Raw genomic sequence first — 20,925 nt, 5'->3', positions numbered from 1 at the left:
ACGACGCAGGATGGGGCATCACGTAGGTTGGCTGCTCCTGGCAGCCAACATCCCGGTGCCGTTACACCGGAGTGAAAACGTCGGCTGCCGGGAGCCGCCGATCTGCGATCGCGACAGGCACCTCCCCCATTGCGGGGGAAGGCACGCTATCCCAGCGCCCGGCGGGCGTTGCGGAACAGCCGCATCCAGGGGCCGTCCTCGCCCCAGCTCGTGGGGTGCCAGGCGTGCTGCACGGTCCGGAAGACCCGTTCGGGGTGGGGCATCATCACGGTCACCCGGCCGTCCCGGGTGGTGAAACCGGTGAGCCCCAGGGCGGAGCCGTTGGGGTTGACGGGGTAGGCCTCGGTGGTCTCGCCGTGGTTATCCACGTAGCGCAGCCCCGCGAGGCCGGCGCTCATCACCTTGCGCGGTCCGGAATCCGCGGCGTAGACGGTGCGCCCCTCGCCGTGGGCGACCGCGATGGGCAGCCGGGAGCCGGCCATGCCGGCGAGCACCAGCGATGGCGAGTCCATCACCTCCACCAGCGCCAGCCGGGCCTCGTACTGCTCCGAGCGGTTGCGCACGAACCGCGGCCAAAGCTCGCTGCCGGGGATGAGCTCGCGTAGCGCGGAGAGCATCTGGCAGCCGTTGCACACGCCCAGGGAGAGGGTGTCCGGGCGCTCGAAGAACGCCGCGAATGCCTCGCGCAGCTGCTCATTGAAGAGCACGGACTTGGCCCAGCCGCCGCCGGCACCGAGCACGTCGCCGTAGGAGAAGCCGCCGCAGGCGGCGAGGGCCTGGAAGGCCGCGAGGCGGTGGCGTCCGGCCATGAGGTCGCTCATGTGCACGTCGACGGCCTCGAAGCCGGCGCGGTCGAAGGCGGCGGCCATCTCGGTATGGCTGTTCACCCCCTGCTCGCGGAGCACCGCTACCCGGGGCCGGGTGCCCTCGTTGATATACGGCGCGGCGATGTCGTCCGCGGGGGCGAACGAGAGGCTGGCGTTCAGGCCCGGGTCGGTGTCGTCGTCCACCGTAGCGAGGGCCTCATCGGCGCAGGCCGGGTTGTCCCGCAGGCGCTGGATCTGGTGGCTGGTCTCCCGCCAGAGCCGTTCCAGCGTGGCCCGGGGCTCGTCGAGCAGCGTCTGGTCACCGGCGGTGACGCGCAGGTGCTGGTCATCGCGCAGGCGGCCCACGCGGTGGAGGTGGTGTCCCAGGCCGGCCTCGTGGAAGGCGGCCTCAACGGCCTCGATCTCGCCGGCGGAGACCTGGAGCACCGCGCCGAGCTCCTCGCTGAACAGCGCCGCGAGCGGGTCCCGGTCGAGGCCGGCGACGTCGAGGTCCACACCGGTGCGCCCGGCGAAGGCCATCTCTGCGATGGTGGTGAAGAGCCCGCCGTCGGAGCGGTCGTGGTAGGCCAGCAGCCGGCCGTCCGTATTCAGGCGCTGGATGGTGGCGAAGAAGGCGGCCAGCCCGCGGGGATCGTCAAGGTCCGGGGTCTCATCACCGATACGGCCATAGACCTGGGCCAGCGCGGAGCCGCCGAGGCGGTTACGACCCTTGCCCAGGTCGACGAGCAGCAGCTCGCTGCCGTCCTCGTCCCGCCGCAGCTCGGGGGTGAGGGTCCGCCGTGCGTCGCCCACCGGGGCGAACGCGGAGATCACCAGCGTGAGCGGGGCGGTCACGCTGTGCTCGCCGTCCCCGTCCTCCCACACGGTGCGCATGGACAGGGAGTCCTTGCCCACCGGAATGGTGACGCCGAGGCTGGTGCACAGCCGGCCGACGGCGCGGACGGTGTCGTACAGCCGGGCGTCCTCGCCGGGGTGGCCGGCGGCGGCCATCCAGTTGGCGGAGAGATTGACGTCACGAAGGTCGTCGACCGGTGCGGCCGCGAGGTTGGTGAGGGCCTCGCCGACGGCGAGTCGGCCCGAGGCCGGCGCGTCCAGCACCGCCACCGGCGGGCGCTCACCCATGGCCATGGCCTCGCCGCTGTAGCCGTCGTAGTCGGCGAGGGTCACCGCGACGTCGGCCACCGGTACCTGCCAGGGCCCGACCATCTGGTCTCGCGCCACCAGGCCGGTGACGGAGCGGTCGCCGATGGTGATCAGAAACTCCTTGGAGGCTACCGTGGGCAGGCGCAGGAGCCGGGTCACGGCCTCGGCGACGTCGACGCCCTCGAGGCCGAGGGCGGGTTTCGCGAAGGGGTGGTGATGGACGTCGCGGAGCATCTTCGGCGGCTTACCGAGGAGCAGCTCCATGGGGATGTCCACCGGGGTGTTGTCGAAGTGGCCGTCGCCGACCACCAGCTGTGCGTCGTCGGTGGCCTCGCCCACCACTGCGAAGGGCGCGCGCTCGCGCTCGCAGATCGCCTCGAAGGCGGCCAGACGGTCCGGGTCCAGGGCCAGGACGTAGCGTTCCTGGGCCTCGTTGCACCACAGCTCCATGGGCGACATGCCGGGTTCGTCGTTGGGGACGGTGCGCAGCTCGATGCGCCCGCCGCGCCCGGAGTCGTCGAGGAGCTCGGGCAGGGCGTTGGACAGTCCGCCGGCGCCCACGTCGTGGATGGCGACGACGGGGTTGTCCCGGCCCAGGGCCCAGCAGGCGTCGATCACCTGCTGGCAGCGGCGCTCGACCTCGGGGTTGCTTCGCTGCACGGAGGCGAAGTCCAGCGCCTCTTCGCTCTCGCCGCTGGCCACCGACGAGGCGGCGCCGCCGCCGAGGCCGATGAGCATGGCGGGCCCGCCGAGCACCACCACCGGAGCGCCGGCCACGGCACGGCCCTTGTCGACGTGCATCCCGCGGATGTTGCCCATGCCGCCGGCGATCATGACCGGCTTGTGGTAGCCGCGGACCTCCTCGCCGTCCGGGCCGGGCACGCGCTGCTCGAAGCTGCGGAAATAGCCGGCGAGCTGGGGGCGGCCGAACTCGTTGGCGTAGCTCGCCGCGCCCACCGGGCCGTCGATCATGATCGACAGCGCCGGGGCGATGCGCCCGGGCCGCGCCGGCTCGTTCTCCCACGGCCGGGGGGCGTCCGGGAGGTGGAGATTGGAGACGGTGAATCCGGCGAGTCCCGCCTTGGGCCGGGCGCCGCGGCCGGTGGCGCCCTCGTCACGGATCTCGCCGCCCACGCCGGTCGCCGCGCCGGCGTGGGGCGAGATCGCGGTGGGGTGGTTGTGGGTCTCCACCTTCATGACCAGATGGGCCGCCTCCTCGTGGCGGGCGTACGCGCCGGTCTCCGGGTCGGCGAAGAACCGCTGCGCCGGATGGCCGGCGGCGACCGCGGCGTTGTCGCTGTACGCGGAGAGGACGCCTTCGGGGCGGGCCTCGTGGGTGGCCCGGATCATCGCGAACAGCGACTGCGGCTGGCGCTGGCCGTCGATGACCCAGTCCGCGTTGAAGATCTTGTGGCGGCAGTGCTCCGAGTTCGCCTGGGCGAACATCATGAGTTCCATGTCCGTGGGGTTGCGCCCGAGGGTGCCGTAGCTCTCCACCAGGTAGTCGATCTCGTCCTCGGCCAGGGCCAGGCCCAGCTCGGCGTCCGCGTGCACCAGCGCGTCGCGGCCGCCGCCGAGCAGGTCGACGGTGACCACCGGGCGCGGTTCGTGCCGGGTGAACAGCGCCGCCGCCTCGTCCGGGCCGGCGAGCACGGACTCGGTCATGCGGTCGTGCAGCGCGGCGAGCAGCCGGGCGCGGGCGCCGGCGTCCAGCGTGGCGCCGTCGGCGAGCTGGATGTTCCAGAGCACGCCGCGCTCGATCCGCCGGATCCCGGTGAGCCCGCAGTTGTGGGCGATATCGGTCGCCTTGCTGGCCCATGGCGAGATGGTGCCCAGGCGCGGCACGACCAGCAGGATCTCGTCCGCCCGGGCGGTATCCGGGCCGGGCTCGCCGTAGTCGAGCAGCGCCTCCAGGACCGCGCGCTCCTGCTCGTCCAGTGCCGAATCGGTGTCGACGAAGTGCACGTGGCGTGCGGACAGGCCTGTAAGGGCTGGGGTCCCTGGAGCGAGGTCGCCGAGGAGGCGCTCGATGCGGAACTCGGAGAGGGCGGGGTTACCGGTAATTTGCAGCATGGGTGTGGCCCTGCAGGCGACAAAAGGGGGCACGATGGCCCCCCGGCTGTTGATCGGCTTGTCCTGCGCCGGGGCGTACCGGAAGGGTACGCCCCGGCGACGCGGGGCGCCGCGCTAGCGCAGCTGCTCCGCGATCAGGGAGAGCATCCGCTCGACGATCTCCGGATCAGCGGTGGTGTCCGCTTTGTCCGCCTCGACCCGCACCCGGGTCTCGCCGTCGGCGCTGTCGAGGACGACGCGGTAGGTCCGCACGGTATCCGGCACTGGCTCGTCCCGCCAGAAGGCGAAGGATTCCAGGAAGCCCTCCTCCGGCGGTTCCGCCCCGGTCTCCGCCTTGGTGTCGTAGCGGACGTAGTAGATGCCATCGCTGCGGTTGCGGTCGCTCACGGTGAAGCCGGCCCGATCGAGGGCGAGGCCGACGCGGCGCCATGCATTGAAGAAGTCATTGCCGAGCACCAGGCGCGGCGCGCCGTCGACGCGGGTCACGTTGGCCTGGGGCTGGGTCGCGCTCGCCGCGGCGACCGCCTCGTGGCTGCGTTCCTGCGCGTAACCGAAGTAGACGAGCATGCTGCGCAGGAACTCCGCTTCGAGGAACGGGTCGTTGCCGGCCAGCGTCCAGCCGTCGCCTTCGCGCCGTACCCGGCGGTGGGCGACGAATACCTCTGCGGAGTCCGCCTCGCGGCCGGGCTCGACGCGGATGAGGTAGCGATCCGCCACGGTGGCGTCCTCGGGGCCGGGCAGGGTCGGCGCGAATACGCCGCCGGTCACCGGCTTATTGGTGAACAGCCACTCGGTCTCGGCGATGCCGACGGCGGGCTGGCTGCGGGCCTTCTTCACGCCCTGGTGGTCGAGGAAGTCGGACACCCACTGCCAGACCTTCTTCGGCGGTGCGCTGACGTTGAGCCAGCGGTCGTCGCCGGCGCGCTGGACGGTGACCGAGTCCGGCTGGGGCAGGACGGCGTTGTTGCCGCCCCGGGCGGTCGCCACGCCGTCTTCGGGGATCAGCATGCTTCCGGAAGCCTGATCCCTGGTGAGATCCGGCGGCAGCTGGAGCTGCTCGATCCGGGACTGCGACGACGGGGCGTCATCGCCCCAGCCGAACCAGCTGCAGCCGGACAGGGTGACCGTCAGGGCAACGGCGGCGGTGAGGGCGAGGGAACGATTCATGTTTTTCACAGGCAGCCCGCGAGCTTCATCGCTTGCAGCACCGTCTCGTGGTGCTGCTCGGAAAGCGGCGTCATGGGCAGACGGATGCCGGGCCCGATGAACCCGAGCTGCTGTACCGCCCACTTGACCGGAATGGGGTTGGTCTCGACGAACAGCGCCTTGTGCAGCGCCGCCAGCCGCGCGTCGATGCGCTCGGCCTCCTCGCGGTCGCCGCGCAGCGCCGCTGCGCACATCTCGTGCATCTGGCGCGGGGCGACGTTGGCGGTCACCGAGATCGCGCCCTTGGCGCCCACGAGCATGAGCGCGAGGTTCTTGGCGTCCTCGCCGCAGAACACGTCGATGCGGTCGCCGCAGCGCTCCACCAGCTCCTGGGCGCGCTCGACGCTGCCGGTGGCCTCCTTGATGCCGACGATGTTGGAGATATCGGCCAGGCGGTCGACGGTGTCCGGCAGGATGTCGCAGGCGGTGCGCCCGGGGACGTTGTAGATGAGCTGCGGGATCGGGACGTCCTCGGCGACGGTGCGGAAGTGCTGGTAGAGCCCTTCCTGCGTCGGCTTGTTGTAGTACGGGGTCACCAGCAGGGCCGCGTCGCAGCCGCCCTCCATGGCGCAGCGGGTGAGCTTGACCGCCTCCCAGGTGGAGTTGGCGCCGGTGCCACCGATGACCACGGTACGCCCCTGAACCATCTCCACCACCCGGCGCATCACGTAACAGTGCTCGTCGTAGTCGAGGGTGGCGGACTCGCCGGTGGTGCCGACGGCGACGATGGCGTCGGTGCCGTTGGCGATGTGAAACTCCACCAGCCGCTCCAGCGCCGCCTCGTCCACCGAGCCGTCGTCGTGCATCGGCGTGACCAGAGCCACCATGCTGCCGCGGAACATTTGCGCGATCTCCCCGCTGGAACCCGATAAAGGCCGCATAGTAGCGACGGTGCCGGGGTGTGACAAGCAAGCACCGGGCGCGTGCTACACTCGGACGCCGTTGTTCCACCGCGCACGGAAAATCCCAGCATCATGCACAACAGTCTCCTGGTTATCTCGGCGCTCGGTGAGGACCGTCCCGGCCTGGTGGACGAGCTGACCCGGCTGGTGGCGGACGCGGGCTGCAATATCGAGGACAGCCGCATGACCGTGCTCGGCGGCGAGTTCGCCGCCATCGTGCTGGTCTCGGGGCGCTGGAACCAGCTCGCCAAGCTGGAGGCGACGCTGCCGAGCCTCGAGCGGCGCCTGTCGCTGACCGTGCAGACACGGCGCACCGCACGCAGCCGCCGCGGCGGCGAGCTCCTGCCCTATGCGGTGGAGGTGGTGTGCATGGACCAGGGCGGGGTGGTGCACCAGCTCTCGAACTTCTTCTCGGTGCGCGAGATCGATATCCGCGATCTGGCGACGACGACCTACACCGCGGTGTATACCGGCACCCCCATGTTCTCCGTGCGCATGACCGTCGATGTGCCGGCGCGCATGCAGATCGCGCGGCTGCGCGAGGAGTTCATGGACTTCTGCGACGAGCTCAACCTGGACGCGATCATCGAGCCGGCCAAGGCCTGAGCGGCGGCCGGTGCGCCGCCGGCGTGCTCCCCGCGGCGCGATTCCCTATGATCGGGATGGACGTGATCGCCAGGCGAAAGGAGGTTCCCGGATGTCCGATATCGAGATTGACCGTCCCGTCCCCGACTTCGAGCGCCCGGCCACGGGCGACACCGCCTTCCGGCTGTCCGGCTGCCGCGGCCGGCAGGTGCTGCTGTTCTTCTATCCCAAGGCCAACACTCCGGGCTGTACCCAGGAGGGCAAGGACTTCCGCGACCTTCACGACGCGTTTGCCGCGGCGAATACGCTGGTGGTCGGCGTCTCCCGCGACGGCCCGAAGGCGCAGCAGAACTTCAGCGACAAGTACGACTTCCCCTTCCCGCTGCTCTCGGACAAGGACGAGGGCGTGTGCACCCTCTTCGGCGTGATCAAGGAGAAGAACATGTACGGCAAGCGCGTGATGGGCGTGGAGCGCAGCACCTTCCTCATCGACGCCGACGGCGTGCTCCGCCGCGAATGGCGCGGTGTGAAGGTGAAGGGGCACGCCGAGGAGGCACTGGCGGCGGCGAAGGCGCTCCATGACGGCGAGTGATCAGCCCCGGGCCTACGTGCTCGACACCTCGGTGCTGATGCACGACCCGGCGGCGCTGTTCCGTTTCGAGGAGCATGACCTCTACCTGCCGGTGGTGGTGCTGAGCGAACTGGACGACGCCAAGCGCGGGGTCTCGGAGGAGGCGCGCAACGTCCGCCAGGTCAGCCGTTTCCTGGACACGCTGCTCGCCGACGCCGGCCCCGCGGAGCTGGCCGAGGGGCTGGTGCTGGCGCAGGCCGCGGTGGGCGCGGCCCCGGCCGGGCGGCTGTTCTTCCTGCGCGACGGCACCGAGTCCGGCGACGAGGGCATCCTCGCCGCCGCGCTGGCGTTGCGCGAGCGCCTGGCCGGCCATACCGTCGTGCTGGTCAGCAAGGACATCAACCTGCGCATTCGCGCGACCGTCGCCGGCCTGCGCGCCGAGGACTATCACAGCGACCAGGTCCTGGACGACGTCGACCTGCTCTACACCGGCGTGCGCGGCCTCGACGAGTGGCCCGGCGAGGGCGGCACGGCGGTGGCGCCTTCCGGCGAGCCGCCGCTGGCGCCGCGGGAGTGCGTCCACACCGGCGAGCGCGAGGCGGTGGTCAGCACCGTGGACGAGGCCGGCCGCGCCACGCTGGCGCCGCTGAAGGACTACCGTGCCGGGGGTGAATCGGTGTGGGGCGTGCACGCCCGCAACCGCGAGCAGAACTTCGCCCTCAACCTGCTGCTCGATCCGGCAGTGGACTTCGTCACCCTGCTCGGGCCGGCGGGCACGGGCAAGACCCTGCTGGCGCTCGCCGCGGGCCTGGCTCAGACCTTCGACGATGCGCGCTACCGCGAGATCGTGATGACCCGCGCGACCGTGTCCATCGGCGAGGACATCGGCCACCTGCCGGGCACCGAGGAGGAGAAGATGACCCCCTGGATGGGGGCGCTGATGGACAACCTGGAGGTGCTCTCCGGGCCCGACGGCGGTGGCTGGCAGCAGGCCGCGACCCGGGACGTGCTCCAGAGCCGCATCCGCATCCGCTCGCTCAACTTCATGCGCGGGCGGACGTTCATCGACCGGTACCTGATCCTCGACGAGGCCCAGAATCTCACCGCCAAGCAGATGAAGACCCTGATCACCCGTGCCGGGCCGGGCACGAAGGTCGTCTGCCTGGGCAACATCGCCCAGATCGATACCCCTTACCTTACCGGCACCACCTCGGGGCTGACCTACGTGGTCGACCGCTTCCGCGGCTGGCCCCACGCCGGCCACATCACCCTGCAGCGCGGCGAGCGCTCGCGGCTGGCGGACTACGCCAGCGAGATGCTCTGAGTCCGGCAACCCTCGTCGTGGCAATGCGTGCCGGCTTGACGACGGTCCAGGGCTGACGCCGCCCCCTGCTCCCCGGGGCAGCGGCGCTGTCGCACACGGCCTGCGGCCGTGCACGACCTACCTGAAGGCGCGGGTAGGTCGTGCGCCGAAGGCGTGCGACGTCTCTGCCAGGAGCAGCCAGCCTACATGATCCGCCGCCGTGTCCCCCGCCACATGCAGCTGATGTCCCGCCATGACCGTGCAGGCGTGCGAGAGTTCGGGTAGGTCGTGCGCCGAAGGCGTGCGACGTCTCGCCGGCCGGTTCGTGCGCGCCTGAGACGCATTCAGCCGGACGGCGCACCGTAGTGAGAACTGCTGCCCTGAATCCGGGGTGCCTTCACTCGCCGCCGAGCGCCGTGCGCCCGGCGTGGTCGCGGGCGAACTGCCAGGCGACACGGCCGCTGCGTGAGCCACGGGCGAGGGCATAGCGCAGTGCCTCGGCGCGCACCGCCTCCTCGTCGCGGGTGTCGGCGCCCAGCGTCTCCAGCCAGGCGAAGCAGATGTCCAGGTAGCGCTGCTGGTCGAAGGGGTAGAACGACAGCCACAGGCCGAAGCGCTCGGACAGCGAGATGCGCTCCTCGACCGCCTCGCCGTGGTGAATCTCGCCGTCGACGTTGCGCGCCTGCTCGTTGTCGGCCATGTACTCCGGCAGCAGGTGGCGGCGGTTGGAGGTCGCGTACACCAGCACGTTCGCCGGGGCGGCGGCCAGCGAGCCGTCGAGCACCGCCTTGAGCGCCTTGTAGCTGGCGTCGTCCGCCTCGAAGGAGAGGTCGTCGCAGAAGATCACGAACCGCTCCGGGCGGTCGTGGAGCAGGGCCACGATGTCCGGCAGGTCCACCAGGTGGTGGGCGTCGACCTCGATTACCCGCAGCCCCTCGCCGGCGTGCTCGGTGAGCAGCGCCTTGACCAGCGACGACTTGCCCGTGCCCCGCGAGCCCCAGAGCAGGGCGTTATTGGCCGGCAGGCCGGCCAGGAACTGCCGCGTGTTGCGCTGGAGCTCGTCGCGCTGGCGGTCGATGTTGCGCAGGTTCCCCAGGCGCAGCTCCTGCGGATGGTCGATCGGCTCGAGGTAGCCGTGGCTATTGCGGTGACGCCAGCGGAACGCGACGCTCGCGTCCCAGTCGGGTGCCGCGGTGGCGGGCGGGAGGACGGGGTCGAGGCGTTCGAGCAGCTGCTCCAGGGCGTCGGCGAGGCGGGCGGTGGGGTCCATGTGGCTGCGTTCCTCGTGTTCTGTCAGACTCGACGGGCGATCCATTCTGGCACATCACGGCGGCCCTGGCGGCGGGCCTCCGGCATCCGGAGAGGGCATGAGCGAGCGCGGCACCAATCTTTACTTCGCCTACGGGTCGAACCTGCATCCCCTGCGCCTGGGGCTGCGCACGCCGCAGTGCCGGCAGCTCGGCACCGCGACCCTGTCCGGCTATCGCCTGCGCTTCCACAAGCGCAGCGACGGTGACGGCTCCGCCAAGGCGGACGCGCACCGCACCGGCGAGGCGGCGGATCGTGTGCACGGCGTGGTCTACGCCATGGCCGACGACGAGATCCCGGTGCTCGACGACATCGAGGGCCTGGGCCCCGGGGGCTACGAGGTCCGCACGGAGACGCTCACCCTGGGCGGCGAGCCCCGCATGGTCTTCCTCTACACCGCCGTGACCAGCCATGTCGATCCCCATGGCCGGCCGTTCGCCTGGTACCGCGACCTCGTCTGGCACGGGGCGCGATGGCAGGGCTTCCCCGGCGACTACGTCGCGGCGATCGGGGCCGTTGCCGCCGGCGACGACCCGGACCCGGCACGCCGGGCGAAAAACGAGCGCCTGCTCGAGGCGATGCCCGGGTGGCATCCGGATCATGGCTACCACCTGCCCTGAGTCGCCATGCAACGCGTCTATACCGACAGCGACCCGCTGATCGTCGGCCACCTTGCGGAGGTGCTCCGTGGGCGCGGCATCGTGTGCATGGTGCGCAACTATTACCTCGGCGGCGGGGTGGGCGACCTGCCGCCTACGGAGGTCTGGCCCCAGCTCTGGGTGGAGCGGGACGAGGACGAGGCCGTGGCCCGGCGGCTCATCGACGAGGTGCTGTCCAACCACGACTCGGACGGGCCGGCGTGGGTGTGTCCGGGCTGCGGTGAGCGTGTCGAGGGACAGTTCGCGGCGTGCTGGCGCTGCGGGAGCCCGGCCCCGTGACGGGGCCGGGCGCGCGGATCACTCCATCCGGCCGGTGATCCAGTAGTTCACCCGTTTGGGGTGGTTCTCCACGTACTTGGCGGCGGCTTCCTCGTAGGAGGTCTGGCGCGCCTCGTACATGGCGCTCTGCAGATCGTCGATGGGCATCCACACCCGCGCGAGCATCGAGGCGACCTCGGGGTTGTCCTGGTAGAAGCCCTTGCGCGCGATCTTGTGCACGCGCTCGTAGGAGCCGAGCACACCCTTCGGATCGTCGATGTAGCGGATGTCGAAGGCGCCGAACATCCAGTGCGGGCTCCAGCCGGTAGCCACGATCCACTCCTTGCGGTCGATGGCGCGCTTGAGCGCGGCGGTCATGCCGGCGCCGCTGGAGAGCTGGAGGTTGTAGTCGTCGAGGCCGTAGTCCTTGATCGCCTTCTTGGACAGGCGGGTGAGGCCGGCGCCCGGATCGATGCCCGTGATGGTGCCGTCGAGCTTGTCGCGCACCTCGGGGTCGGAGAGGTCGTCGATGGAGTCGATCTTGTCCTCCGGGACGTAGCTCGGCACGACCCAGCCCAGCTTGGCGTGGTCGTAGATGAACCCGAGGTTGACCACGTCATCGCGGACCTTGTCCATGTAGTCCGAGTGGGTGGAGGGCAGCCACACGACGGTCATCACGTCCACGTCGCCGTTGGCCACGCCCTGGTAGAGCGGCGCGATGTCGGTCTGCACCAGCTCCACGTCCTGGTCCATCTTCTCTTCGAGCACGTGAGCGATGATCTTGGTGGTCATCTCGTTGCTCGACCACGCGGCCCAGCCGATGGTGACCGGCTCGTCGGCGGCCGTCGCCGGTGCGGCGATCCCCGCGGCCATGGCCGTTGCGGCGGCAATGCCGGCAAGACGCTTCCACATGGTTTGGCTCCTTTCTAATGGGTTGTTATTGACGCCGTGGACGCCAATGCCCGGGAACCTAGCACGGGTTGCGCATCGCCCCGGTTTTCAGGTGTCATGTCCGGTTACTTTGAATCCGCGCCCAGCCCGGGTACATTGCCGCGCCATGATCAGCCTGCGTGACATCACCCTGCGTCGCGGCCCCGAGCCGCTGCTCGAGTACACCGGTGTGACCATCCACGCCGGCCACAAGATCGGGCTCGTCGGTGCCAACGGCACCGGCAAGTCCACGCTGTTCTCGCTGCTTCGTGGCGAGATGGGGCTGGACGCCGGCGAGATGTCGGTGCCGCGGGACTGGGTGATCGCCCACATGGCCCAGGAGACCCCGGCGCTGGAACGTCCGGCGCTGGAGTTCGTGCTCGACGGCGATACGGCCTTCCGGGCGGCGGAGCGTGCCGTGGCCGAGGCGGAGGTCGGTGACGACGGCGAGGCCATCGCACGCGCCCATGCGCGCTACGAGAACGCCTCCGGCTACACCGCCCACGCCCGCGCGGGCGAGCTGCTGGACGGCCTCGGCTTCCCCGCCGAGCAGCACGGCTGGCCCGTCGCGCGGTTCTCCGGCGGCTGGCGGGTGAGGCTCAACCTTGCCCAGGCGCTGATGAGCCGCAGCGACCTGCTGCTCCTCGACGAGCCCACCAACCACCTCGACCTGGAGGCGGTGCTGTGGCTGGAGCAGTGGCTGCGCGCCTACCCGGGCACGCTCATGCTCATCTCCCACGACCGCGATTTCCTCGACGCCGTCGTCGACGAGATCGTGCACATCGAGCACCGCCAGCTCACGCTCTACCGCGGCGGCTACAGCGATTTCGAGACCCAGCGCGCCGAGCGGCTGGCCCAGCAGCAGGCGCTCTACGAGAAGCAGCAGCGCGAGATCGCCCACCTCCAGCGTTTCATCGACCGCTTCCGCGCCCAGGCCAACAAGGCCCGCGCCGCCCAGAGCCGGGTCAAGGCGCTTGAGCGCATGGAGCGCATCGCGCCGGCCCACGTGGACTCGCCGTTCCATTTCGACTTCCCGGAGCCGCCGGCGGCGGCGAATCCTTTGCTGAGCATGGACGGCGTGAGCCTGGGCTACGGCGGGGCGCCGTTGCTCTCCGGTATCGACCTCGGCCTGCGTCCGGGCGGACGCATCGGTCTGCTCGGGCCCAACGGGGCGGGCAAGTCCACCCTGATCCGCGCCCTTGCCGGCGAGATGGCGCCCCTCGCCGGCCGCATGACCCGGGCGCGCAACCTCCGCGTGGGCTACTTCGCCCAGCACCAGCTCGAGCAGCTGGACCCGGAGGCCAGCCCGGTGCTGCACCTGGCCCGGCTGGCGCCGGATGCCCTGGAGCAGACCCTGCGGGACTTCCTCGGCGGGTTCGGCTTCCACGGTGACCAGGCCACCGAGCCGGTGGCGCCGCTCTCCGGTGGCGAGAAGGCGCGGCTGGTGCTGGCGCTGCTGGTCTGGCAGGCCCCGAACCTGCTGCTCCTCGACGAGCCCACCAACCACCTGGACCTGGAGATGCGCCACGCCCTGACCCTGGCACTCCAGGGCTTCGACGGCGCCGTGGTGACGGTTTCCCACGACCGCCACCTGCTCAACAGCACGGTGGACGACTTCCTCCTCGTCGCCGACGGCGGCGTGCGGCCCTTCGACGGCGGCCTCCAGGCCTACCAGGGCTGGCTGGCGGAGCGCCGCCGCGGCGGGCGGAGCCTCGCCGAGGAAACCCCGGCCGGCGGGCGCAGCGCCGCGGACCGCAAGGCCGAGCGCCAGCGTGCCGCCGAGCGCCGCCGCGCGATGAAGCCGCTGCGGGATCGCGTCCAGCGCCTGGTCCGGGAGATCGAGCGCGCCTCCGCGCGTCTCGCCGAGCTGGAGACGGCGCTGGCGGACCCGGCCCTCTACGAGGCGGACGGCAAGGAGCGGCTCAACGAGCTGCTGCGCGAGCAGGGGGATCTCCGCCGTCGCCACGACGAGCTCGAGGCCGAGTGGATGGAGGCCGAGTCCGAGCTGGAGGCCGCGGAAGCGGACGCCGGGTGAGCCTCGCCACCGCGGAGACGTCCCGCGCCGTGACCATCCTCTACCGTGACGAGTCGCTGGTCGCGGTCAGCAAGCCCTCGGGCCTGCTGGTGCACCGCACCGAGCTCGACCGCGAGCGCGATGTCGCGCTCCAGCGCGTGCGCGACGCCCTCGGCCAGCGGGTCTACCCAGTGCACCGCCTGGACCGGGCGACCTCCGGGGTGCTGGTGTTCGCGCTGACCCCGGCGGTGGCGGGGCGTCTCGCGGCGTCGTTCCGCGGCCGCGACGTCGCCAAGGACTACCTCGCCGTGGTCCGCGGCTGGGCGCCGGAGACCGGCGAGGTCGACCGGCCGGTCCCCCGGGAGAAGGGCGGCGAGAAGCGCCCGGCGCTGACCCGCTTCCGGCGCCTCGCCACTGTCGAGCTGCCCATTCCGGTGGACCGCTATCCCGCCGCGCGCTACTCGCTGGTGCGCGTCGTCCCGCTCACCGGGCGGCGGCACCAGATCCGTCGTCACATGGAGCGGGCGAACCACCCGCTGGTCGGCGACACCACCTACGGCCACGGGCCGCACAACCGGCTGTTCCGTGACCACCTGGACAGCCACCGCCTGCTCCTGCACGCGTGGCGTATCGCCTTCCCGCACCCGGTGGACGGCACGCCGTGCCAGATCACCGCGTCGCCGGCCGCGGACTTCGCGGACGTCTGTGCCGCGCTCGGCTGGCCGCTGTCCGGATTGCTGGCGGATACCGGCCCGGTGGGCGGCGGGGCTCAGGCGGACTCGCGGGGAAACGCGGCCAGGGGGTGACCGGCGGTGATCCGTGCGCTGACCCGCTCCCCCGGGGCCAGGTGGGTCTCGTGGTTGGTGCGGACCTTGAGCAGCGGGCCGTCGTCCAGGCGCGCCGCGTACAGCCGCGTGCCGCCCTCGTAGCGGGACCACTCGACCGCGGCATTGGTGTCGCCGTCGGCCGCCAGGGTGACGTCGTCGGGGCGCAGGAGTACGTCCACCGGGCCGTCCCCGCTGTCCCCGGCCCGGGCAGTGCCGGCGCCGAGCAGGGTCCGCAGCTCGTCGCCGCGGCGCTCGCCGGGCAGGAACACCGCCTCGCCGAGGAACTGCGCGACGAAACGGCTGGCGGGGGCGCTGAAGCACTGTTCCGGCGGGCCGAGCTGCTCCAGCCGGCCGGCGCGCATGATGCCCACGCGGTCGCCGATGGACAGGGCCTCGTCCTGGTCGTGGGTGACCCACAGCGCCCCCACACCGGCCTCCTTGAGTGCCGCCCGGATCTCCCAGCGCAGCTCCGCCTTCAGCGCGGCATCGAGGTTGGACAGGGGCTCGTCGAGCAGGATCAGCGACGGCTCGTGGGCGAGCGAGCGCGCCAGGGCGACGCGCTGCTTCTGGCCGCCGGAGAGGGTGTCCGGATAGGCATCGGCGAGCGGCTCGATACCGAGCACCCGCATCCAGTGCGTGACCCGGGCGCGATCACGCACGCGGAAGCCGATGTTCTCGGCCACGCAGAGGTGGGGGAACAGGGCGAAGTCCTGGAACACCAGGCCGGTGCGGCGCTTTTCCGGGGGCACGAAGCGGTCGCGGTCGATGTGCACGCCGTCGATCTCCAGCGCCCCGGAACCCGGGCGCTCCAGCCCCGCGACCACGCGCAGCGTCGTGGTCTTGCCGCAGCCCGTGGGGCCGACCAGGGTGAGGATCTCGCCGTCATCGAGCTCGAAGCTCACGTCGTCGAGGACGGTGGTCCGCCCGTAGCGGACACAGAGGTCGCGAACCGCCAGCATCAGCGTTGCCTGTCTCTTGCCGGTGCGTTATCGATACGTTGCTCGCCCGCCGTCATGACCAGCAGCGCCAGCCCGGAGACCAGCACCAGCAGCAGCCCGGGGACCGCCGCGCGGCCGAAGTAGCCGGCCTCGTAGACCCGCCACAGCTCCGTAGCGAGGGATTCGAATCCGGTGGGCCGCAGCAGCAGGGTGGCGGGCAGCTCACGCATGACCTCCAGGAACACCAGCGCGGCACCGGCGATGATCCCCCGCAGCGTCAGCGGCAGGGTGATGCGCCGGAACGCCTCCGCCGGTGTGGCGCCGAGGCTGCGCGCCGCGCCCACGAGGTTGCGGTCCAGGCGTTCGTTGGTCGAGCGTACGGCGCCGACCGCGAGCGGCAGGAATCGTAGCATATACGCGAGGATCAGCAGGGCCAGGGTCTGGTAGAGGAAGGGCACGCGCAGGCCGACGTAGACCAGAGCCGTGCCCATGACGATCCCGGGGATGCCGAAGCCCAGATAGGTGACCCGTTCGAGGCCGCGGCCGAAACGCCCGGCGGAGGCGGCGTAGGCGACCGGCAGGGCGATGATGACCGTGCCCAACGCGGCCAGCGCGGCCGTGTAGGCGGAATTCAGCGCGATTGCCGGGTCGAAGCCGGCGGTGCCCTCGCGCGCGAGCCACGCCCCGAAGACCGCCAGCGGCAGGCCGATCGCGGCGGCGAGCACCAGCGCGGCGGGCACCAGGACCGCCGTCGTGGGCAGCGCCTGCAGGCGCAGGCTGAGCGGCCGTCCCGGGCGCTCGCGCTCGCTGCCCACGCGGGATTCGAGGAACAGTACCACCGCGACCAGGGTCAGCAGCTGCAGCGACAGCAGCGCGGCGCGGGAGAGGCCGAACGCGTTGTACTCGATGAAGATGACCCGGGTGAAGGTGTCGACCTGCATGATCGCCGGCGTGGCGAAGTCCGAGAGGGTGTACAGCGCTGACAGCAGCGCCCCCGCGGCAATGCCGTTGCGCACCCGCGGCAGCACCACGCGCAGCAGCGCCATGGGCAGGGACAGGCCCAGGGTCCGGGCGGCGTCCACGAGCCCGGCGTCCAGCCCCCGCAGCGAGGCACGCGTGGTCAGCAGCACGAACGGGTAGGTGTAAAGCGCCATGACCAGCGCCGCGCCCCACAGGCCCCGTACCGGCGGTGTGGTGAGACCCAGCAGGTTCTCGATCTCGCCGCCCGGGCCGAACGCCGCGAACAGCGCGAACGCGCCGATGTAGCTGGGCATTGCCAGGGGGGCGGTGAGGGCGACGAGCCAGAAGCGGCGCAGGGGCAGCTCGATGCAGGCGCTCGCCACGGCCAGCGGCACGCCGATGAGCACGGCGCCGGCGACGCTCAGGCCGGTGAGCAGGGCGGTCTCGCCGAGGATGCCCAGCGCGCGGGGGCTCAGCGCCGGGCCGGCCCCCACGCCCAGATAGAGCAGCACCGCCACCGGCAGCAGTGCCGCCGCGGCAACCACCGCCGCCAGGGGATAGGAGAGCGGCGCCCGCCTCACAGCACCCCGACGTCACGCATCAGGGCGAGCGTGGGCTGGAGCTCCGAGAGCCGGGTGAGGTCCATGTCCGGCGGCTGGATCCGCGACAGCGGCGGCAGGCCCTCGGGCATGTCCACGCCGGAGACCAGCGGGATCTCGTAGGCCTCGCGGGCAAGGTAGCCCTGGACTTCGCGCGTGAGCAGGTAGCGCACGAAATTGAAGGCCGTGTCCCCGGGGTTCAGCACCATGGCGCCCGCGGCGTTGAGCAGCGAGCCGGCGTCGCCGCGGGTGAAGGCCAGTGCCACCGAGGCATCCGGCATGCCCGCCTTCAGCCGCAGGGTGTAGTAGTGGTTGGCGAGCCCCAGGTCCACCTCGCCGCGCTCGGTGGCCATGACCACGCCGAGCTCGCCGGCGTAGCTGCTGGCCCTGGCCTGCATCCCCCGCAGCCATTCCCGGGTGCGGGCATCGCCCTCGGTCAGGCGCATGGCGGTGACGAACGACTGGAACGAGCCGTACGCCGGTGCCCAGCCAATGCGCAGGTCGGTCTCCGGCAGTGCCATGATGTCCTCGGGGATGGCGGCCGGGTCCACCCGCTCGGTGTTGTAGGGCAGGGTGCGGACCCGCCCGGTGACCGGGGCCCAGCCCGGATAGCGGAACGACGGGCGCAGGAAGGCGTGGATATCGTCGGGGATCGGACGGGCGGCGCCGGTATCCGCCACCAGTCCGAGTGAGCCCGAATCCACCGCCCAGAACACGTCGGCACGCTGGATGCCGGCCTCGTGCTCGGCGGTGATCGTGTTGGCGAGCGCCGCCGAGGGGCCGCGCCGGAGGTTCAGCGTCAGTGACGGGTTCCGTTTGCGGATGGCGTCCATCACGTTCTCGTAGAGCCCGCCCTCGCCGCGGCCGAGGTAGACGGTGAGCTCGCCCTCCAGCGGGGGCAGCTCGTCCACCGACACGGCGGTGCGGGCGGCACTGCCGGCCCCCGGCGTGGTGGCGGCGAGGGCCCGCAGGGGCCCGCCCATCACGCCCAGTGCCGTCAGGGCCTGGAGGAATCGCCGCCGCTGCATGATCAGAACACCTCTTCCTTGTCCCCGCCCGCCTTGGCTGCGAGGCCCTCCGCGCGCTCGAGTTTTTCCTTCATCGCGTCCACCGCCCCGCGGAGCTCGGAGAGCTCGGCGCCCTGGTCGATGAGCCGGGGCAGCGTCACGTTGAAGTCCTTCTCCAGGGCCTCGACGAGCTCGGCGTCCTGCTCGATGAGCAGTCCCTCGATGCCCTCGAAGCGCTCCATGTAGGTGCTGTGCACGAGCTCCTTGGCCTCCTTCGTCTCGCCCTCGGCATACTCGGCGACAACGCGGTCGAGATTGTGTTCGATCTCTCCGATCGTTGCCACCGGCCCGGAGGCAACGTGCCCGCGCGCATCGTCTCCGCCGGGCCCCCCGCCGCGCTTCTGCTGCATCGCGGCCAGGCGCACGGCACCCACGCCCTGCCAGAGCGCGTGATCCAGTGCGTCCACCTGCTCGCGGACGGCCTCGTCCGGGCGCTCCTTCTCGATGGCCTCCTTGACGCCGTAGATGCCCTGCCAGATCGATGCGTAGATCGTGGCGGCGGTGGTCTCGATGGCGGCGTGCAGCTTGACGGACTCCCATTTGTCGATCAGGGCCTGGGGATCCGCTGCTTCGCCCCCGGCGTAGGCATCGGCGAGGCCGCTGGCGGTCTCGGTCATGGCGCGGGCGTCGGAGACGTAGGTGTCGATGTGCTCGTGCATCGCCTCGACGTGTTCGCCGGCTTCACCGTCGGCCTGGGCGGCACCGCTGAACAGGGCGCCGGCGGCGAGGGTCGCGGTCGCGATGGCGCAGAGCGTGCGGCCGGTTCGGTTGGTCATCGGGGCGTCCTCCGTCAGTGGATCGATAATAGCGTGATTGAGGATGATAACGATTCGGTTTCTCTGGAAGAACCCCCCGGCGCTGCGCTGTAACAGTGCGCCCCTCGTAAATGGTTAAAATGCGACGAGAGGTATGACCGGGGCGAAGGACAGGCCATGAGCAGCGGATATCGCATCGATCCACGTCGCGGCGCCGACGAGGAGGTCCGGCGGATCGTCGAGGACCGAATCCAGCGTGCCGACGAGGCACTCGCCCTGCCCCGAGACCGGGGTGCCGAGGGCGTGCACGAGGCACGCAAGCGGCTGAAGGAGATACGCGCCGTCGTCCGCCTGGTGCGTCCGCACCTGGGCAAGCGTTTCGGTAGCGAAAATACCCGTTACCGTGACATTGCCCGGGGGCTGTCGGGCATCCGCGATGCCGCGGCCCTGGTGGAATGCTGGGACGCCCTCGTTGCCGACGAGCCCCGCCGGTTCTCCAGTACGGCGATGCAGCGGGTGCGTGAGCGGCTGGCGGCGCGTGCCGACGCGGCGGGGCAGGGCGCGGATGCCGACGCGGTCGCCGCCGCCCGGCAATCCCTCGGCGATGCGCGGGCAGCGCTGAGCGACTGGCCGCTGCCGCGGGACGGCTTCGCGCTGTTCCGCGGCGGCCTTGCCCGGACCTTCGGCGACGGCGCACGCGCGCTGGCGGCGGTGGAGAAGGGCATCACCGACGAGCGGTTGCACGAGTGGCGCAAGCGGGTGAAGGACCACTGGTACCACACCTGCCTGTTCGAGCGCTGCTGGCCGGAGATGCTCGAGGCCCGGCGCCGGTGCCTCAAGGGGCTGTCCGACGCCCTCGGCGACGATCACGACCTGGCCGTGATGCATGCGCTGATGGCTGAAGAGCCGGCGCTGTTCGGCGCCGCCGCTACCCGCGCCGCCATCGTCCGGGCCGTCTCGCGGCGCCGTACCCGGCTGACGCGTCGGGCCGTTGCCACCGGGCGGCGCCTATACGCCGAGGAGGGCGATGTGCTGGTGGCGCGCTGGCGCGCCTACTGGCGCCTGACCCGCAAGGGCCGATGAATGCTCCGCCTCCCGCGGGGTATTCGCTCGGAGGAGAGTGCCGCATGACCGGAGAACGCGTGCCGCCGGGCATCGCTGCCCACGGGCCGCGCCGCCCCGCTCGGCAAGGTTGTGGGCACCCTGAACGCACTCGTACGGGACGCCGCGGAGCGACATGAACATCCTGGCACTGCACAACCTCAAGGGCGGCGTCGGCAAGACCGCCGCCGCCGTCAATCTCGCCTGGGAGGCCGGACGCGCCGGCTGGCCGACGCTGGTCTGGGACCTGGACGCCCAGGGCGCAGCGAGCTGGTATCTCGGTGCCGACGGCGGCTTCGAGCGCAAGGCCAAGAAGCTGCTCGGCGGCAAGTCGCCGCTGGGGCGGGAGGTGCGGCCCACGCCCCACGACAACGTGGACGTGCTGCCCGCCGATCAGGCGCTCCACGAGCTCGACGACCTGCTGCGCCGGACCGCGGATTCCCGCAAGCATCTGGGCACGCTGCTGGAGCCGTTCGCCGAGCAGTACGCGCTCGTGGTGCTGGACTGCCCGCCGGGGCTGTCCCGCTTCGCCGAGCAGGTCGCGCGGGCGGCGGACCGGGTGCTGGTGCCGGTGGTGCCGAGCCCGCTGTCACTGCGGGCGTGGACGCAGATGCGCGAGCACCTGGGCGGCAAGAAGTCGGTGCGCCGGCGGCTCTCCCCGTTCTTCAGCCTGGTGGACCGCCGCCGCCGTCTGCACCGGGACTGGCTGGCGGAGCCGCCCGCGGCCTTCGAGGGGCTGATGGCCGGCTGGGTCCCCTATGCCAGCGTGGTCGAGCGCATGGGCCTGGAGCAGGCACCGGTGGGGACGTTCGCCCCGCGCAGCGCCGCCGCCAGGGGGTATGCCGGGCTCTGGGCCGAGGTCGCCGCCGGGTTCGGACGCTGATCCCCTGTCGCGGGGA

At 71.4% G+C, this 20,925-nt stretch carries 18 protein-coding genes; 9 read left to right on the top strand and 9 right to left on the bottom strand.

The genetic code is table 11. The annotated features are described in order from the left end of the window. Window positions 1–146 precede the first annotated feature (146 nt). The 3 genes from purL to dapA all read right to left on the bottom strand — a co-directional run bounded on the left by purL (window position 147) and on the right by dapA (window position 6,091). Window positions 147–4,043, bottom strand: a complete 3,897-nt coding sequence (gene purL, locus C516_RS0115935; protein WP_026321240.1) for a phosphoribosylformylglycinamidine synthase — start codon at window positions 4,041–4,043, stop codon at window positions 147–149. Window positions 4,044–4,157: 114 nt separating this feature from the next. After that, window positions 4,158–5,210, bottom strand: coding sequence for an outer membrane protein assembly factor BamC (bamC, locus tag C516_RS0115930; protein WP_018719414.1), 1,053 nt, complete (start codon window positions 5,208–5,210; stop codon window positions 4,158–4,160). Window positions 5,211–5,215: 5 nt separating this feature from the next. Further along, window positions 5,216–6,091, bottom strand: coding sequence for a 4-hydroxy-tetrahydrodipicolinate synthase (gene dapA / locus C516_RS0115925; protein ID WP_018719413.1), 876 nt, complete (start codon window positions 6,089–6,091; stop codon window positions 5,216–5,218). 132 nt (window positions 6,092–6,223) lie between these two features. On the opposite strand from dapA, the gene C516_RS0115920 reads away from it, so the two are divergent. The 3 genes from C516_RS0115920 to C516_RS0115910 all read left to right on the top strand — a co-directional run bounded on the left by C516_RS0115920 (window position 6,224) and on the right by C516_RS0115910 (window position 8,631). Further along, window positions 6,224–6,757 carry a glycine cleavage system transcriptional repressor gene (locus C516_RS0115920; protein WP_018719412.1) on the top strand — a complete coding sequence of 178 codons (534 nt, stop codon included), beginning with the start codon at window positions 6,224–6,226 and terminating at the stop codon, window positions 6,755–6,757. Between the two features lie 91 nt (window positions 6,758–6,848). Then, window positions 6,849–7,328: a peroxiredoxin gene (locus C516_RS0115915; RefSeq protein WP_018719411.1), complete on the top strand. Its 480-nt coding sequence runs from the start codon at window positions 6,849–6,851 to the stop codon at window positions 7,326–7,328. Continuing rightward, window positions 7,315–8,631, top strand: coding sequence for a PhoH family protein (locus C516_RS0115910; RefSeq protein ID WP_018719410.1), 1,317 nt, complete (start codon window positions 7,315–7,317; stop codon window positions 8,629–8,631). Before C516_RS0115915 ends, C516_RS0115910 begins: the two co-directional genes overlap by 14 nt. Before the next feature lie 376 nt (window positions 8,632–9,007). Here the strand turns inward: C516_RS0115910 and C516_RS0115905 are convergent, their stop codons facing one another. Next, window positions 9,008–9,880, bottom strand: coding sequence for an ATP-binding protein (locus C516_RS0115905; protein WP_018719409.1), 873 nt, complete (start codon window positions 9,878–9,880; stop codon window positions 9,008–9,010). A gap of 97 nt (window positions 9,881–9,977) precedes the next feature. Here C516_RS0115905 and C516_RS0115900 point away from each other — a divergent pair, with 97 nt between their 5' ends. Together C516_RS0115900 and C516_RS0115895 are read left to right on the top strand one after the other, a co-directional pair. Next, window positions 9,978–10,538 carry a gamma-glutamylcyclotransferase family protein gene (locus C516_RS0115900; RefSeq protein WP_018719408.1) on the top strand — a complete coding sequence of 187 codons (561 nt, stop codon included), beginning with the start codon at window positions 9,978–9,980 and terminating at the stop codon, window positions 10,536–10,538. 6 nt (window positions 10,539–10,544) lie between these two features. After that, entirely contained in the window at window positions 10,545–10,856 is a 312-nt protein-coding gene (locus C516_RS0115895; RefSeq protein ID WP_018719407.1) for a putative signal transducing protein, read from the top strand. Between the two features lie 18 nt (window positions 10,857–10,874). On the opposite strand, the gene C516_RS0115890 is transcribed toward C516_RS0115895, so the two are convergent. Further along, complete coding sequence (locus C516_RS0115890) at window positions 10,875–11,747, bottom strand: glycine betaine ABC transporter substrate-binding protein (RefSeq protein WP_018719406.1); 873 nt, start codon at window positions 11,745–11,747, stop codon at window positions 10,875–10,877. A 145-nt stretch (window positions 11,748–11,892) separates the two neighbouring features. Here C516_RS0115890 and C516_RS0115885 point away from each other — a divergent pair, with 145 nt between their 5' ends. Together C516_RS0115885 and C516_RS0115880 are read left to right on the top strand one after the other, a co-directional pair. Then, entirely contained in the window at window positions 11,893–13,800 is a 1,908-nt protein-coding gene (locus C516_RS0115885) for an ATP-binding cassette domain-containing protein (RefSeq protein ID WP_018719405.1), read from the top strand. Further along, window positions 13,797–14,585: a pseudouridine synthase gene (locus tag C516_RS0115880; RefSeq protein ID WP_018719404.1), complete on the top strand. Its 789-nt coding sequence runs from the start codon at window positions 13,797–13,799 to the stop codon at window positions 14,583–14,585. Before C516_RS0115885 ends, C516_RS0115880 begins: the two co-directional genes overlap by 4 nt. Here the strand turns inward: C516_RS0115880 and C516_RS0115875 are convergent. Genes C516_RS0115875 through C516_RS0115860 form a run of 4 tightly spaced genes read right to left on the bottom strand, consistent with a single transcriptional unit; the run spans window position 14,549 to window position 18,946 of the window. Continuing rightward, the gene (locus C516_RS0115875) at window positions 14,549–15,565 is read right to left on the bottom strand and encodes an ABC transporter ATP-binding protein (RefSeq protein WP_018719403.1); all 1,017 of its coding nucleotides are present in this window, start codon (window positions 15,563–15,565) and stop codon (window positions 14,549–14,551) included. The two genes, C516_RS0115880 and C516_RS0115875, sit on opposite strands and share 37 nt — an antisense overlap. Beyond that, window positions 15,565–17,085, bottom strand: a complete 1,521-nt coding sequence (locus tag C516_RS0115870) for an ABC transporter permease (RefSeq protein ID WP_018719402.1) — start codon at window positions 17,083–17,085, stop codon at window positions 15,565–15,567. Before C516_RS0115870 ends, C516_RS0115875 begins: the two co-directional genes overlap by 1 nt. Beyond that, window positions 17,082–18,131 carry a type 2 periplasmic-binding domain-containing protein gene (locus C516_RS0115865; RefSeq protein WP_018719401.1) on the bottom strand — a complete coding sequence of 350 codons (1,050 nt, stop codon included), beginning with the start codon at window positions 18,129–18,131 and terminating at the stop codon, window positions 17,082–17,084. The genes C516_RS0115870 and C516_RS0115865 overlap by 4 nt, the downstream gene beginning before the upstream one ends. 2 nt (window positions 18,132–18,133) lie before the next feature. After that, a complete protein-coding gene (locus C516_RS0115860; protein ID WP_018719400.1) occupies window positions 18,134–18,946 on the bottom strand; it encodes a hypothetical protein in 813 nt (270 codons plus the stop codon). Window positions 18,947–19,102: 156 nt separating this feature from the next. On the opposite strand from C516_RS0115860, the gene C516_RS0115855 reads away from it, so the two are divergent. Continuing rightward, the gene (locus tag C516_RS0115855) at window positions 19,103–20,008 is read left to right on the top strand and encodes a CHAD domain-containing protein (RefSeq protein WP_018719399.1); all 906 of its coding nucleotides are present in this window, start codon (window positions 19,103–19,105) and stop codon (window positions 20,006–20,008) included. Between the two features lie 154 nt (window positions 20,009–20,162). Further along, window positions 20,163–20,909 (top strand): ParA family protein, encoded by a 747-nt coding sequence (locus C516_RS0115850; protein ID WP_018719398.1) that lies wholly within the window; start codon window positions 20,163–20,165, stop codon window positions 20,907–20,909. Window positions 20,910–20,925 lie beyond the last annotated feature (16 nt).

The sequence above is a fragment of the Arhodomonas aquaeolei DSM 8974 genome (assembly GCF_000374645.1).
GTDB lineage: Bacteria > Pseudomonadota > Gammaproteobacteria > Nitrococcales > Nitrococcaceae > Arhodomonas > Arhodomonas aquaeolei.
The sequence above is the reverse complement of the archived record's forward strand: the minus strand, read 5'-3'. Positions and strand labels throughout refer to the sequence as shown.

Bases quoted from the DNA above. Each gene is read 5' to 3' on its own strand.
- purL (WP_026321240.1), bottom strand. From the start codon at position 4,043: ATGCTGCAAATTACCGGTAACCCCGCCCTCTCCGAGTTCCGCATCGAG.
- C516_RS0115860 (WP_018719400.1), bottom strand. From the start codon at position 18,946: ATGACCAACCGAACCGGCCGCACGCTCTGCGCCATCGCGACCGCGACC.
- bamC (WP_018719414.1), bottom strand. From the start codon at position 5,210: ATGAATCGTTCCCTCGCCCTCACCGCCGCCGTTGCCCTGACGGTCACC.
- C516_RS0115920 (WP_018719412.1), top strand. From the start codon at position 6,224: ATGCACAACAGTCTCCTGGTTATCTCGGCGCTCGGTGAGGACCGTCCC.
- C516_RS0115875 (WP_018719403.1), bottom strand. From the start codon at position 15,565: ATGCTGGCGGTTCGCGACCTCTGTGTCCGCTACGGGCGGACCACCGTC.
- C516_RS0115915 (WP_018719411.1), top strand. From the start codon at position 6,849: ATGTCCGATATCGAGATTGACCGTCCCGTCCCCGACTTCGAGCGCCCG.
- C516_RS0115865 (WP_018719401.1), bottom strand. From the start codon at position 18,131: ATGCAGCGGCGGCGATTCCTCCAGGCCCTGACGGCACTGGGCGTGATG.
- C516_RS0115885 (WP_018719405.1), top strand. From the start codon at position 11,893: ATGATCAGCCTGCGTGACATCACCCTGCGTCGCGGCCCCGAGCCGCTG.
- C516_RS0115910 (WP_018719410.1), top strand. From the start codon at position 7,315: ATGACGGCGAGTGATCAGCCCCGGGCCTACGTGCTCGACACCTCGGTG.
- C516_RS0115895 (WP_018719407.1), top strand. From the start codon at position 10,545: ATGCAACGCGTCTATACCGACAGCGACCCGCTGATCGTCGGCCACCTT.
- C516_RS0115850 (WP_018719398.1), top strand. From the start codon at position 20,163: ATGAACATCCTGGCACTGCACAACCTCAAGGGCGGCGTCGGCAAGACC.
- C516_RS0115905 (WP_018719409.1), bottom strand. From the start codon at position 9,880: ATGGACCCCACCGCCCGCCTCGCCGACGCCCTGGAGCAGCTGCTCGAA.
- C516_RS0115855 (WP_018719399.1), top strand. From the start codon at position 19,103: ATGAGCAGCGGATATCGCATCGATCCACGTCGCGGCGCCGACGAGGAG.
- C516_RS0115890 (WP_018719406.1), bottom strand. From the start codon at position 11,747: ATGTGGAAGCGTCTTGCCGGCATTGCCGCCGCAACGGCCATGGCCGCG.
- C516_RS0115900 (WP_018719408.1), top strand. From the start codon at position 9,978: ATGAGCGAGCGCGGCACCAATCTTTACTTCGCCTACGGGTCGAACCTG.
- dapA (WP_018719413.1), bottom strand. From the start codon at position 6,091: ATGTTCCGCGGCAGCATGGTGGCTCTGGTCACGCCGATGCACGACGAC.